Genomic DNA, 13,472 nt, shown 5'->3' with positions numbered 1-13,472 from the left:
AGACGTCACCGGGCCGGAGGCGGCTCGCGGGGAAGCGGCAAGAAGCCGCTCGCGGACGGTATCGGTCGTCCGCGAGCGGCTTAGCCAGCCTCAGCTGCGATACCAGGCAGCGACGTTCCAGGTGTCGACGTCCCAGCCGCTATGGTCGTGCATCAGATTGGTCACCGAGGCGGCGACGCGGGTGCGCGAAAGCAGCGGCAGGATCACATTGGCTTCACAGAAGATCTCATTGACCTTGATCAGGAGCGCGGCGCGCTTGGCCGGATCGAGCTCCTTCTGGGCGGCCTTGTAGGCCTCGTCGGCCGCAGGATCCGAATAGCGCGAGACGTTCCGGCCCAGCCACTTGTTCTCCTTGTTGGCGATCTCCCACGAGACGAACTGGTTGAGGAAACGCTCCGGATCGGGCTGCGGCTGTGTCGTCGTATACATCTCCATGTCGACATAGAGCTTGGTGTAGGTGTCGGGATTGGCGACGTCGGAGGAGAAGAACACCGATGCCGTCACCGACTTCAGCTCCAGGTCGATGCCGACCTTCTGGCAGGCCTGCTTGATGATCGCCTGCGTCTTCTGGCGCGGGGCGTTGATCGAGGTCTGGTAGACGTATTTGAGCTTCTTGCCGTCCTTCTCGCGGATGCCGTCCGAGCCCTTCTTGTAGCCGGCGTCGTCGAGGATCTTGTTGGCCTTGTCGACGTTGAACTCGTATTTCAGCTTCTGCGACTTGAACTGCTTGGGCTCGTTGACGAAGCTCGCCGTTGCGGTGCCGCCGCGGCCGTAGATGAACTTCTGGATCGAATCGCGGTCGATCAGCAGATTGATCGCCTCGCGCACCTTGGGATCCGACAGGGTCGGGTGCTTGGTCTTGACGCTGGAGCGCTCGCCGTCGACCTCGGTCCACGGATCGGTGGTGTTGAGGATGATGAACTCGATGTCGCCCGAGGCGACCGCGCTGACCTTGCCGCGGCCGCCGGTCTCCATCTTCTTCAGCACCTCGTCCTCGACCTGCAGGTTCCAGGCGTAGTCGAACTCGCCGGTCTGCAGGACGGCCCGCGCCGCCGAGACCGCATCGCCGCCGCCCTTGACTTCGATCGTGTCGAAATGCGGCTGGTTCTTGACGTGGTAATCCTCGTTGCGCGCGCCGGTCAGGATATCGCCCGGCTTGAAGTCGACGAACTTGTACGGACCGGTGCCGACCGGCTTGAGATTGGCCGGGGCCTCGCGCGATTTGGCACCCTTGTAGTCGCCGAAATGGTGCTTCGGCAGGATCTGGCCGACGACGCCGACGAAGGGATCGGCCCAGAACGGCGTCGGCTCCTTGAAGATGACCTTGACGGTGTGGTCGTCGACCTTTTCGACCTTGATGTTGGTGTAGGAGCCGGTGGTGTAGGCGGCTGTCGCCGGATCGGCGGCATATTCCCAGGTGAAGACGACGTCGTCGGCGGTGAACGGCTTGCCGTCATGCCATTTGACGCCCTGCTTCAGCTTCCAGGTCACGACCTTGCCGTCTTCGGAGAGGCCGCCATTGGCCCGGCTCGGCACTTCGGCGGCGAGCTGCGGGGTGAGGTTGCCGTCCTTGTCCCAGCCGGCGAGCGGCTCGAAGAAGATGCGCCCGGCGATCTGGTCCTTGGTGCCGCTGGCGAAGTGCGGGTTGAGCAGCGTCGGCGCCTGCCAGAGCAGGATCTTCAGCGGCCCGCCGCCGCCGGCCTTGGTCGGCTTGTACTGCAGCGACGCCTGCGCCATGGCGACGTCGTTCCAGGCCAGGATCTGCGAAGCGATCGGCGCCGTGATGCCGACGGCAGCCAGTCTGCGAATGAAGGAGCGGCGGGAGATCGCGCCGTCCTTCACGTTCTCGATCAAGCTGCTCAGCGTACGCTCGTCCATCATATTCCCCTGTTCTAGCCGGCCTATTATGAGATGGCCTGGAGGGCAGCCTAATGCATGCTCGGCTCGGGGGCTATGCCCTGTTTTGGCCGCAAATCCGGCATTCCGCCTGGATAAGGGGCATGTCCCAGCGTCAGGCGGTCGCGATTTCGCGAGCGAGATTGGCGAGATAACCGCACTCGTCGGCGGATTCGTTGTTCCACCACATAGCGCAAAGATTGTGCGAAGGGATCGGCGGATCGGCTTCGAGCACGCGCAGCGCCAGCTTCTCGCCGGAGAGGTGGATCATCTCGCGCGGGATCATCGCCGCGCCGGTGCCGGCGCTGGCGAGGCGGGCGATCACGGTCAGCGGATTGCAGGTGTTGAGGCGGCGCGGCTTCAGGCCATGTGCGCCGAACCACATCTGTATCGTGGTGAACAGGCCCGATGGTGAGCTGTTGGTGAAGATCGGCAGGTCTACCAGGTTCTCCGGCGTCGCAACGCTGCCCGTGAATGCCAGGCCTTCGCCCACCACCCAGACGAGATCGATCAGCCAGAGCGGGACGATGGTGATCCCTTCATGGGCACGCGGCTGCGAGAGGAAGGCGATGTCGATCGAGCGATCGAGCAGGAGCTGTTCGAGCTTCGTGCTGAAGTCGACGGTGACGTCGACCTGTAATTCGGCATGGCGGCGCGCCAGCTGGGCGAGCAGCTCCGGCAGGATGGCGGCGGCGAAGGAATCGGCAGCGCCGATGCGCAGCAGGCTCCTGCCGCGGAGGCCGTCCTTGCTGTGGCGCTGCACCTGCTCGGCATGGGCCAGCATGCGCTCGACATCGGCATAGATCGCATTGCCGAGCGTCGTCGGCACCGGGCGATAGAGCGAGCGGTCGAAGAGCTCGCCGTCAAGGATGCGCTCGAGCTCCTTGATCCGCAGGCTGACCGTCGGTTGCGACAGGTTGAGATGCAGGGCGGCGGCGCGGAACCCGCCGAGCCGGGCCACCCAATAGAACGCTTCCGCTTGACCGAAGGTATAGCGCATCGCCTGAGACGATAGCCTGAGGCAATCGAGCGGCAAGCACTTCTTATTTTTAATCGCCGCCCCGGCGCTCTAGCTTTCTCATGTTCGGCGCGGCGCCGGTCTCCGGCGCCGCCAAGGCATTGCCAAGAAAACAGGGGAGCTCCGATGCTGACCGTGCCGACAAATCGCCGTGCGTTTCTCGCAGCTGCAGCAGGCGGCGCCCTGGGCGGCCTCTTGCCCGCGAGCCTGCTCCACGCCCAACCGAACAATGGCAAGACGCTGACCGTCGTCCTGCCGAGCAATCCGATCACCATCGATCCGATAAACCAGCTCAATCACGACGCCATGGTGCTTGGCCAGGCCGTGTTCGAGAACCTGGTCGAATACGATGTCGACGGCGTGCTGAAGCCGCAGCTCGCCAAGGCCCTGCCGGTGATCTCGGCCGACAAGAAGACCTACACCTTCGAATTGCGCGACGACGTCACCTTCCACAACGGCAAGAAGATGACCGCGGAGGACGTGAAGTACTCCTTCGACTACCTGCTCGACCCCGCCAACAAGGCAGCACGCCGCTCACTCTTCACCCGCATCACCAAGGTCGCGGTACTGGATCCGCTCAAGGTCCAGTTCGAGCTCTCCGAGCCTTACGGCCCCTGGCTCTATTTCCTGACCAAATACATGGGCATCTACCCCGCAGGCTCGCGCAAGGAGCATGGCGACGACTATTTCAAGTCGCGTCCCGCCGGTGTCGGCACTGGCTTCGGCGTCTTCGAGGAGTGGAAGCCGAACGACTATATCAGCTTCAGGAAGAACCCGAACTACTGGCGCAAGGGCCTGCCGCACTGGGACCGGCTCGTCGTCAAGATGATCCCGGAGGACGCGACCCGCGTCGCCTACCTCCTCACCGGCCAGGTCGATTTGATCAGTGCGCCGCCGCCGCGCGAGTTCAACCGGCTGAAGACGATGCCGGGCATCACCGGCGCCTCGCGCCCGACGCTGGGCGGCGCGCTGCTGATGTACACCAACAATCTGAAGGCGCCCTTCGACGACGTGAACTTCCGCAAGGCGGTTTCCGCCGCGATCGACCGCAAGACGATCGGCGAGAAGGTCTATTACGGGCTGCTCGATCCCTCGTCCGTGCCGGCGCCGCCCCGCGGCTGGTGGTTCAATGCCGAGGCGGACAAGGAGCTCGGCTTCGATCTCGACAAGGCGAAAGCGCTGCTCGCCAAATCGAAATACGCTTCGGGCGCCGAGTTCGACCTGAGCATCCAGGCCGAGCCCTACCTGCTCGACACCAAGGATGCGGCGATCTTCGTACAGGCGCAGCTCGCCAAGATCGGGATCAAGGTCAATCTCAAGGTCTACGAGTTCTCGGTGCTGATCCAGCAGGCGATCCGCGGCGAACACCAGGCGGCGCTGCAGGTCTTCATGTCGCCGGGCGAGCCGAGCTACATCATGCAGGTCTGCCTGACGCCGGAGCAGGTGCTGTCCAAGAGCACCGGCTACAACAATCCCGAGTTCAACCAGACGCTGGCGGCAGCCTTCGCCGAGACCGACGAAACCAAGCTCAAGGAGCTATACGGCAAGCTGCAGGCGCTGGCCGCCCGCGACGCGCCGCTCGGCGTGCTCGGCTATGTCCACGCTTCCAACCTGTGGCGGCAGGCTCTGCAGGATGTGAAGGTCAACCAGGGCCTGACCATCGCGCCCGGCGAGGTCAAGGTCTAACGCGACCACGGATTAGAGCGAGCCCGCCATGCTCCGCCTCGTCGCAGGCCGCATCGTCTCCTCGATCGGCACGCTGCTCTTCGTCGGCCTCGCGCTGTTCGCGCTGACGCGCTCCGGTCCGGGCTCCCCGGCCCGGATCGTGCTTGGGACTGACGCGACCGCCGAGCAGATCGCGCAGTTCGAGCAGGCGCACGGCCTCGATCGGCCTTTCCTGTCGCAATACGCAGCCTGGCTCGGCGACGTCACGCGCGGCGATTTCGGCAAGTCCTTCGTCACCGGCCGCGACGTCGCTGCCGAAATCGCCAATGCACTGCCGGTGACGCTGGCGATCGTGCTTTTCGCCTTCCTGATCGCGCTCGTTTTCGGCATCGGCGTCGGCGTGCTGGCAGCGCTCAAGCCGGGCGGCGTCTTCGACCGCGTCAGCCGCTTCGCCGCAGTATTGGGCCTGTCGATCCCGGCCTTCTGGCTCGGCATCGTGCTGATCCGCTTCCTTGCCGTCGATCTGCGCCTGCTGCCGCCGGGCGGCTATTTTCCGCTCTCGGCCGGCCTCAAGCTGCACCTGCAGAGCATCCTGATGCCCTCGCTTTCACTGGCGGTCTACTACATCGCCGTGCTGGCGCGGATGACGCAGGCGAGCCTGCAGGACACCTTGCGTGGCGACTATGTCCGCACCGCCCGCGCCATGGGGCTCTCCGCACGCCAGGTCGTGTTCTATGCGCTGGTCAACGCGCTGCCGCCGGTGGTCAATCTCGCGGCGCTCTCCTTCGGCTACATGTTCGGCTGGGCGCTGATCATCGAGCAGGTCTTCAACATCCCCGGACTGTCGCGCGCTCTCCTGAACGCGATCTCGCAGCGCGACTTCCTACTGCTGCAGGGCATCGTCTTCCTGTTCACCGCGATCTTCGTCGTCGCGAATCTGAGCGCCGACCTGATCAACCGCGTGCTCGATCCGCGCCAGAGGGCGGCGGCATGAGCGATCTGCGCAAAGCCCTTAATGGCCTCGACTGGAGCGGCTGGCTGGGCGCCGGCATCGTCGGGCTGATCGTGCTCGCCGCAATCTTCGCGCCGCTGATCGCGCCCTATGACCCGCTCGCGCTCAACATCGAGGACAGGCTCGCCGCGCCCGATGCCAGCCATTGGCTCGGCACCGATCAGGGCGGGCGCGACGTGCTGAGCCGCATCCTGTTCGGCGCGAGGGCCTCGCTCTCGGTCGGCATCGGCGCGGTGCTGATCGGCGCCCTGATCGGCGTCTCGGCCGGCATCTTCGCCGCCTACAAGGGCGGGCTCGGCGAGCAGGCCGTGATGCGCATCTTCGATGGCGTCGCCTCGATCCCCCTGCTGGTCTGGGCGATCGCGATCGTCGGCATCCTCGGCGTCGGGCCGTTGCCGGTGGGCCCGCTGCTGCTGCCGAACGAGGTCAAGATCATCGTCCTCGTCGGCTGCCTGTTCTCGCCGGTCTTCGCCCGCGTCACCTATGCGGTCGCCAAACGCGTCGCCGGCGCCGATTATGTCCGCGCCCGCTTCCTGCAGGGCGCCTCGCATTGGCAGATCGTCGTCGGCGACGTGCTGCCGAACTGCCTTTCGCCAATTATCGTCCAGGGCACGCTGCTGGTCGCGATCGGCATCGTCATCGAGGCCTCGATCAGCTTCGTCGGCCTCGGCGTGCAGCCGCCGCAGCCGAGCTGGGGCACCATGCTGTCCGACGCCCGCAGCGCGATCTATTCCGGCGAATGGTGGTTGCCGGTCTTTCCGGGCCTCGCCATCTCGCTGACGGTGATCGGCTTCAACCTGCTCGGCGATGCGGTGCGCGAGCTGTTCGACCCGCGCAGCGAAGCCAGGACATTGGTCGCATGAGCGCCGCCCTGCTCAGCGTCGAGGGCCTGCGCGTCGGCTTCCGCACGGCCGATGGCGGCATGGTCGAGGCGGTGCGCGGCGTCGACTTCTGCGTCGCGCCGGGCGAGGCCGTCGGCATCGTCGGTGAATCCGGCTCCGGCAAGAGCCTCAGCATGCTCGCAGTGATGCGGCTGCTCGGCGCGCCGGCCCGCGCCATTGGCGGGCGGGTGATCTTCGACGGCGAGGACCTGCTCGCCGCCGACGAAAAGCGCATGAGGGCGCTGCGCGGGCGCGACATCGCCATGGTGTTCCAGGACCCGCAAAGCTCGCTCAATCCGGCGCTGACCGTCGGCCGTCAGATCACCGACGTGGTGCGGGCTCATCGCGGCGTCTCGGCAGCCGAGGCACGGCGCATCGCGGCGGAAGCGCTCGAGCGCGTCGGAATCCGCGATGCCGGCCGGCGCCTCGCCTCCTATCCGCATGAATTCTCCGGGGGCATGCGCCAGCGCGCCCTGATCGCCATGGCGATCGCCTGCCGGCCGCGCCTCTTGATCGCGGACGAACCGACCACGGCGCTCGACGTCACCGTGCAGGCGCAGATCGTCGACCTGATCGCCGAGCTTCGCCGGGAACTCAACCTCGCCGTGGTCTTCATCTCGCACAACCTCCAGCTTGTCGCCGAGATCGTCGACCGCGTCGTCGTGATGTATGGCGGCAAGGTCGTCGAGGACGGGCCGGTCGAGGCGATCGAGCTTGCGCCGCGCCATCCCTACACCAGCCTGCTCAAGGCCTGCGTGCCGAGCCTGACCGGGCCGGTCGGCCCGCTGACCGCGATCGAGGGCGCGCCGCCGCGGCTCGGCCGCCTGCCGGCCGGTTGCCCGTTCTCGCCACGCTGCCCCGACGCGGCCGAAAGCTGCAGCCATCAGATGCCGCCGCTTATCGATGAAGCCGGCCACCGCACCGCCTGCTGGAGGCCGCGATGACCGGCCCGATCCTGTCGCTGCGCGGCGTCTCCAAATCCTTCCCGCAGGGCGGCCTGCTCGATCGCCTGCTCGGCCGCGACAGCCGGATCGTAGCGCTCGACGCCGTCAGCCTCGACGTCATGCGCGGCGACGTCGTCGGCATCGTCGGCGAGAGCGGCTCGGGCAAGTCGACGCTGGCCGGGCTCGCGGTCGGGCTGGCGCGACCGACCTCCGGCGAGGTCCTGCTCGATGGCCAGTCGATGGCGGAGCTGATGCGCGACCATGCCGGGCCGTGGCGCCGGCGTGTCCAGATGGTTTTCCAGGATTCGAGCAGCGCGCTGAATCCGCGCAAGAGCGTGGCGCGTTGCCTCGGCGAGACGCTGGCGCTGCGCGGAGTGCCGAAGGCGCAGCGCGACAGCGAGATCGCCGAGCTGCTGACTCTGGTCGGCCTCGGCCCGGAGATCGGGCCGCGCCTGCCGCATGAACTTTCGGGCGGCCAGCGCCAGCGCATCGGCCTGGCGCGGGCGCTGGCGATGAAGCCGGAGGTGCTGATCGCCGACGAGCCGGTCTCGGCGCTCGACGTCTCCCTGCAGGCGCAGGTGATCAATCTGCTCTCGCGCCTGACACGCGAGCTCGGCCTGACGCTGCTCTTCATCAGCCATGACCTCGCTCTGGTGCGCACGTTGTGCAGCCGCATCGTCGTGATGCGCAAAGGGGTGATCGTCGAAGAAGGCTCCTGCCTCGACGTCCTCGATCGGCCGCAGCACCCCTACACCCAAGCCCTCATCGCTGCCGTGCCCAAGGGCCTCGCCGGCCGGCGCACGCCGTTGCCCGTGCGAGCCGAAGCGGCGGCTCCAGAAACCCGGGAAGACATCCATGGCGCAGCATAGCTACCGGATCGGCATCGACATTGGCGGCACCTTCACCGATGTCGTGGTCGCGCGCGACGACGGGTTGATCGAAACCCGCAAGGTGCCCTCGACGCCCGACGATTACAGCCGCGGCATCGCGCAGGCACTCAAGGCGCTGGTAGAGGACTACCAGACCACGCCCGACCGCATCACCGGCATCGTCCACGCGACCACGGTCGCGACCAATGCGATCCTCGAATACAAGGGCGCCCGCACCGGCCTGCTGACGACCGAGGGCTTCCGCGACGTGCTCGAAATGCGCCGCCTGCGCATCCCGGTGCTCTACGACCTGCAGTACGACAAGCCGAAGCCGCTCGCGGCGCGGCGCCTGCGGCTTGAAGCGCGCGAGCGGCTCGCCGCGGATGGCTCGGTGCGGATCCCGCTGTCGAGAGAGGATGTCGTCGCAGCGGCGCGGCGCTTCCGCGAGGAGGGCGTCGAGGCTGTTGCGATCAGCTTCCTGCACGCCTACGCCAATCCTCGGCACGAGATCGAGGCCGAGGAGATCCTGCGCGCCGAGCTCGGCGACGGCGTCTACATCTGCCGCGGCTCGGAGATCCTGCCGGAGATCCGCGAATACGAGCGCACCTCGACCGTCGTGGTGAACGCCTATATCGGCCCGGTCGTGCGCAACTATGCCAGTGCGCTGACGGCGCGGCTCGCCTCGATCGGTGTCACCTGCCAGGTCGAGATGATGCATTCCGGCGGCGGGATCATGCGGCTGGGTTCGGCGGTGAAGCGCGCGGCGTCGCTGGTCGAATCCGGTCCGGCTGCCGGCGTCATCGCCTGTGCGCGGCTGGTCTCGGGAAGCGACGAGCCCAGCATCATCTCCTTCGACATGGGCGGCACCACCGCCAAGGCGGCGCTGATCGAGCATGGCGAGCCGGCCCGCACCACCGAATACGAGGTCGGTGCCGGCATCAATCTGTCGAGCAAGCTGGTCAAGGGCGGCGGCTATCCGATCAAGATGCCGTTCATCGACGTCTCAGAGATCGGCGCCGGCGGCGGCAGCATCGTCGCGATCGACCGGATGAACCAGGTCTCAGTCGGCCCGCAGAGCGCCGGAGCCTATCCCGGGCCGGTCTGCTACGGGCTCGGTGGCCGGCAGGCGACGCTGACCGACGCCTTCCTGACGCTCGGCTACATCAACGACATCGCGCTCGCCGGCGGCAGCTTTCCGCTCAAGGCCGATGCCGGCCGCGCCGCGCTGAACGACCAGGTCGCGCGCCCGCTCGGCCTCGACCTCCAGCAGACGGCACGCGGCGTGCTGACGCTCGCGGTCACCACGATGACGCGGGCGGTCAAGGCGGTCTCGACCTATCGCGGCCGCGATCCGCGCCAGGCGACCCTGGTCGCCTTCGGCGGCAATGGTCCGGTGGTCGCGGCCGAGGTCGCGATGGCGCTCGGCATCCGCCGCGTCATCGTTCCGCGCGCCGCCGGCGTCTTCAGTGCGCTCGGCCTGCTGCGCTCCGATGTCGAGCAGGAGTTCGTACGGCCGTCGCGGCGGCGGGCGGACGAGCTCGACGATGCCGGGCTGGAGCAGCTCTTTGCCGCGCTCGGCGCCGACGCCCGCCGCATCCTCGCGCTCGAAGGCTACGACCTTGGGCAGGCGGAATTCCGCTATGCCGCAGACCTGCGCTATGTCGGCCAAGCCTATGAGCTCACCGTTCCGGCGAGGCGGTTCGACATCGCCGAGCTCAGCGAGCTGTTCCACCGCGAGCATGAGCGCACCTATGGCCACCGCTCACAGAAGGACGCGGTCCATCTCGTCAATGCCCGCCTGACGGTCCGGCTGCCGCTGGTCGCGCCGCGCCACCAGTTCGCGGCGGAGGCGCCGATGCGGCGGGCCGACCGGGCCGTCTCCTTCAACGCCAGCGGATCCGCTGCCTCGATCGCCGTGATCGGCCGGGCCGATCTCGACGCGAAGGCGCGACGGGGGCCCTTCGTCATCGAGGAATACGACTGCACTTGCGTGGTCGGGCCCGGCCAGAGCGCGCGGCTCGATGAGGCCGGCAATATCGACATCGCCCTGGAGGCCGCATGAGCGCGCAGGCAATCGACCCGATCACCCTCGAAGTGATCCGCAATGCGCTGGCCTCGACCGCCGACGAGATGGCGCTGATCGTGATGCGCTCGGCCTATTCGCCTGTGGTCCGCGACATCATGGATTACTCGACCGCGCTCTGCGACGCGAAAGGCCGGGTGATCGCGCAGGGGCTGACCCTGCCGATCCAGCTCTGTTCCTTCCCGCGTATCATGGGCTTCGTCCGCGAGCGCTATGGCGACAGGCTGAAGCAGGGCGACGTGCTGATCGCGAACGACCCCTACGGTTCCGGCGGCCAGCATCTGCCGGATATCTACATCCTGAAGCCGATCTTCGTAGACGGCCGGCTCTCAGGCTTCGCCGCGACGGTGGCGCATCACACCGATCTCGGCGGCATCGTGCCGGGCAGCGTCGCGATCTACGCCACCGAGATCCAGCAGGAAGGCCTGCGCCTGCCGCTACTGAAGCTCTATGAGGCCGGCCAGCCGGTCGAGGCCGTCTTCCGCATCCTCGAGGCGAACACCCGCTCGCCGATCGAGGTGCTCGGCGACATCCGCGCCCAGATCGCCGCCTGCAACGTCGCCGAGGAGGGGCTGAGGACGCTGATCGGCCGTTACGGCGCGCAGGAACTCGACAGCTATATCGACGCGCTGCACGACCATGCCGAGGCGATGATGCGCGACGTCATCCGCGCTCTTCCGAACGGCGTCTATCGTGCCACCGACTATATCGATGGCGTCGGCGAGAACCCGCAGCCGCTGCCGATCGTCGCGACCGTCACCGTCGCCGACGACACGATCGACATCGATTTCACCGGCACGGCAGATCAGGTCGCGGCCTCGATCAACTGCCCGATCTCGCTGCCGGAATCGGCCGCCTTCTGCGCGATCCGCTGCCTGTCGCAGCAGGATATACCCAATTGCGAGGGGTACCTGCGGCCGATCGCGGTCAGGGCGCCCGAGGGCTGCCTGGTCAATCCGCGCTATCCGGCAGCCTGCGGCGCCCGCGGCGTCGTCGGCTACCGCGTCTTCGACGCGATCATGCAGGCGCTCGCACAGATCGTACCGGAACGGGCCATGGGTGGCTCCGAGGGCGGGCCCTATCTGCTGGCCGCCGGCGGCACGCATGAGGGGCGGCCGTTCGTGCTCAACGAGATGGTGGTCGGCACCTGGGGGGCCCGCGCCGGCAAGGACGGGATCGAGGGCATCTCCAACCCTGCCGCCAATCTCTCCAACCAGCCGGTCGAGATGATCGAGGCCGACATGCCGGTCGAGGTGCTGCGCTATGGCCTCGTGCCCGATACCGGCGGGCCGGGCGAGTTCCGCGGCGGCCTCTCCTTCATCCGCGAATTCCGCTTCCTGGCGCCGACCCGTTTCGTGCTGCGCGGCGACCGGCGCGACCACCCGCCCTTCGGCTTCGAGGGCGGCAGCCCAGGTGCTCCCTCCGCTCACATCCTGCTCCGCGCCGACGGCACTGAGCAGAGCCTGCCGACCATGCCGATGGAGAGCTTCAACGCCCGCGCCGGCGATGTCTTTCGCCTGATCGGGGCGGGCGGCGGCGGCTATGGCGATGCATTGCAGCGCGATCCGATCCGGATCGAGGACGATCTGCGCGAGGGCAAGGTCACGGCGGCGGGCGCGGCTCGCGACTACGGCGTGGTCTTCGCTGCCGATGGCGTGAGCATTGATCGCGACGCCACCGCACGTCGTCGCGCCGCGCTTGCGGAGGCAAGGACATGAGCGACGCCCTGTTTGGCGCGGCTGCCCTCAACGAACAGCTCGTCGGCGTTCCTGGCAGCCGGGCGCGGCTGGAGACGCCGGCGGCCGTGCTCGATCTCGACCTATTCGAGCACAATATCGCGCTGATGGCAGAGACCTGCCGCAAGGCTGGGCTGAACCTCAGGCCGCATGCGAAATCGCATAAATGCGCCGAGATCACCCGCCGGCAGATGGCTGCGGGAGCGCTCGGCAATTGCTGCGCCAAGCCGGGCGAATTGCTGGCGCTGTTCGATGGCGGCGTCCGCGACCTCCTGCTCAGCGCCCCGATCGCCAGCCCGGCGAAGATCGACGCGCTGGCGCGCGCTGCGGCCGCGGGCGGGCGCATCGGCGTCGTCGTCGACCGGGCAAATCTGGCCGCTGCCTATGCCGATGCGGCACAGCGGCACGGCACCGCCTTCGACGTGCTGGTCGATCTCGATGTCGGGCTGAGGCGCAGCGGCGTCGCGACGCCGGCCGAGGGGGTCGAGCTGGCGCGGCTCGTCTCCGGGCTGGACGGGCTGCGTTATCGCGGCGTCCAAGCCTATCAGGGCCGCGTGCAGCATATCGACGACTTCGCCGTGCGCCGCGCCGCCAACCAGGAGATGGGCCGGCTGCTCGCCGCCATGATCGCGGCGCTGCGTGAGGCCGGCTTCGCGCCGGAGATCGTCTCGGGTGGCGGCACCGGCAGCCATCTCCTCGACGGCGAGGATCGGTTGCTGACCGAGATCCAGGCGGGCTCCTACGTCTTCATGGACGAGGCCTATCACAGCGTCGACATGCATGGCCGGGGCGGACCGGAGTTCAAGCCGGCGCTGCGCATCGCCGTCACCGTGATCGGGCACAGCTCGCTCGGCTTCGCCATCACCGATGGCGGCAGCAAGAGCTTTGCGCTCGACGGGCCGCCGCCGCGGGTCTTGCTGAATGGCGAACTGGTCGGGCGGATCGAATGGTGCGGCGACGAGTTCGGCCGCATCCTGCCTTTGGAAGGGAAGGGCGCGCTGCCGATCGGCACTGTCGTCGAATGCACGGTCCCGCATTGCGACCCGACGATCAATCTGCACGACATCCTGCACGTCGTCCGCGGCGTCGACCTCGTCGCGCAATGGCGGGTCGAGGCGCGGGGCCGCGCCGACTGAACCAGGCCCGCCGGATGCGGCGCTGGCGGCGCTATACCAAGGTATCGGCCCCGATCCCATCGTCCGATTGATCGCCATCGCCTCGGGGCGCAGAGAGGCGATGACTTCGCGGCGCTGACCGCGAGGCGCTGTCGCAACTACCGGCTTTCCGTCGCAGGGACATGGCCATGCCGACCGATCGCATGCAGCCATCGCTGCGGCGTGGGTCGTCGTGTGCGCCCGTTCGCGCGTC

Annotated in this window: 10 protein-coding genes; 8 read left to right on the top strand and 2 right to left on the bottom strand. The window is 67.5% G+C overall.

Annotation, left to right across the window (positions count from 1 at the left end; translation table 11 throughout):
* Window positions 1-90 precede the first annotated feature (90 nt).
* Together BMZ21_RS16950 and BMZ21_RS16945 are read right to left on the bottom strand one after the other, a co-directional pair.
* Window positions 91-1,878: a peptide ABC transporter substrate-binding protein gene (locus BMZ21_RS16950; RefSeq protein ID WP_091836717.1), complete on the bottom strand. Its 1,788-nt coding sequence runs from the start codon at window positions 1,876-1,878 to the stop codon at window positions 91-93.
* 133 nt (window positions 1,879-2,011) lie between these two features.
* Window positions 2,012-2,896, bottom strand: a complete 885-nt coding sequence (locus tag BMZ21_RS16945) for a LysR family transcriptional regulator (protein ID WP_091836715.1) — start codon at window positions 2,894-2,896, stop codon at window positions 2,012-2,014.
* A 144-nt stretch (window positions 2,897-3,040) separates the two neighbouring features.
* Here BMZ21_RS16945 and BMZ21_RS16940 point away from each other — a divergent pair, with 144 nt between their 5' ends.
* The 8 genes from BMZ21_RS16940 to BMZ21_RS16905 are packed head-to-tail and all read left to right on the top strand — an operon-like array spanning window position 3,041 to window position 13,240.
* On the top strand, window positions 3,041-4,600 hold the full coding sequence (locus BMZ21_RS16940) for an ABC transporter substrate-binding protein (protein ID WP_091836713.1): 1,560 nt from the start codon (window positions 3,041-3,043) through the stop codon (window positions 4,598-4,600).
* A gap of 28 nt (window positions 4,601-4,628) precedes the next feature.
* The gene (locus tag BMZ21_RS16935; RefSeq protein ID WP_091836710.1) at window positions 4,629-5,573 is read left to right on the top strand and encodes an ABC transporter permease; all 945 of its coding nucleotides are present in this window, start codon (window positions 4,629-4,631) and stop codon (window positions 5,571-5,573) included.
* Entirely contained in the window at window positions 5,570-6,454 is an 885-nt protein-coding gene (locus tag BMZ21_RS16930) for an ABC transporter permease (protein ID WP_091836708.1), read from the top strand. Before BMZ21_RS16935 ends, BMZ21_RS16930 begins: the two co-directional genes overlap by 4 nt.
* Window positions 6,451-7,416, top strand: coding sequence for an ABC transporter ATP-binding protein (locus BMZ21_RS16925; protein WP_091836705.1), 966 nt, complete (start codon window positions 6,451-6,453; stop codon window positions 7,414-7,416). Before BMZ21_RS16930 ends, BMZ21_RS16925 begins: the two co-directional genes overlap by 4 nt.
* Window positions 7,413-8,285 carry an ATP-binding cassette domain-containing protein gene (locus BMZ21_RS16920; RefSeq protein WP_091836703.1) on the top strand — a complete coding sequence of 291 codons (873 nt, stop codon included), beginning with the start codon at window positions 7,413-7,415 and terminating at the stop codon, window positions 8,283-8,285. The genes BMZ21_RS16925 and BMZ21_RS16920 overlap by 4 nt, the downstream gene beginning before the upstream one ends.
* Window positions 8,272-10,347 (top strand): hydantoinase/oxoprolinase family protein, encoded by a 2,076-nt coding sequence (locus BMZ21_RS16915; RefSeq protein WP_091836701.1) that lies wholly within the window; start codon window positions 8,272-8,274, stop codon window positions 10,345-10,347. Before BMZ21_RS16920 ends, BMZ21_RS16915 begins: the two co-directional genes overlap by 14 nt.
* Window positions 10,344-12,086 (top strand): hydantoinase B/oxoprolinase family protein, encoded by a 1,743-nt coding sequence (locus BMZ21_RS16910; protein WP_091836699.1) that lies wholly within the window; start codon window positions 10,344-10,346, stop codon window positions 12,084-12,086. The genes BMZ21_RS16915 and BMZ21_RS16910 overlap by 4 nt, the downstream gene beginning before the upstream one ends.
* Complete coding sequence (locus BMZ21_RS16905; RefSeq protein WP_091836697.1) at window positions 12,083-13,240, top strand: DSD1 family PLP-dependent enzyme; 1,158 nt, start codon at window positions 12,083-12,085, stop codon at window positions 13,238-13,240. Before BMZ21_RS16910 ends, BMZ21_RS16905 begins: the two co-directional genes overlap by 4 nt.
* Window positions 13,241-13,472 lie beyond the last annotated feature (232 nt).

Origin of the sequence: Allobosea lupini, from assembly GCF_900109525.1 — a bacterium.
GTDB classification, from domain to species: domain Bacteria; phylum Pseudomonadota; class Alphaproteobacteria; order Rhizobiales; family Beijerinckiaceae; genus Allobosea; species Allobosea lupini.
This window is presented reverse-complemented; position numbering and strand designations above follow the sequence as displayed.

Bases quoted from the DNA above. Each gene is read 5' to 3' on its own strand.
- BMZ21_RS16950 (WP_091836717.1), bottom strand. From the start codon at position 1,878: ATGGACGAGCGTACGCTGAGCAGCTTGATCGAGAACGTGAAGGACGGC.
- BMZ21_RS16945 (WP_091836715.1), bottom strand. From the start codon at position 2,896: ATGCGCTATACCTTCGGTCAAGCGGAAGCGTTCTATTGGGTGGCCCGG.
- BMZ21_RS16940 (WP_091836713.1), top strand. From the start codon at position 3,041: ATGCTGACCGTGCCGACAAATCGCCGTGCGTTTCTCGCAGCTGCAGCA.
- BMZ21_RS16935 (WP_091836710.1), top strand. From the start codon at position 4,629: ATGCTCCGCCTCGTCGCAGGCCGCATCGTCTCCTCGATCGGCACGCTG.
- BMZ21_RS16930 (WP_091836708.1), top strand. From the start codon at position 5,570: ATGAGCGATCTGCGCAAAGCCCTTAATGGCCTCGACTGGAGCGGCTGG.
- BMZ21_RS16925 (WP_091836705.1), top strand. From the start codon at position 6,451: ATGAGCGCCGCCCTGCTCAGCGTCGAGGGCCTGCGCGTCGGCTTCCGC.
- BMZ21_RS16920 (WP_091836703.1), top strand. From the start codon at position 7,413: ATGACCGGCCCGATCCTGTCGCTGCGCGGCGTCTCCAAATCCTTCCCG.
- BMZ21_RS16915 (WP_091836701.1), top strand. From the start codon at position 8,272: ATGGCGCAGCATAGCTACCGGATCGGCATCGACATTGGCGGCACCTTC.
- BMZ21_RS16910 (WP_091836699.1), top strand. From the start codon at position 10,344: ATGAGCGCGCAGGCAATCGACCCGATCACCCTCGAAGTGATCCGCAAT.
- BMZ21_RS16905 (WP_091836697.1), top strand. From the start codon at position 12,083: ATGAGCGACGCCCTGTTTGGCGCGGCTGCCCTCAACGAACAGCTCGTC.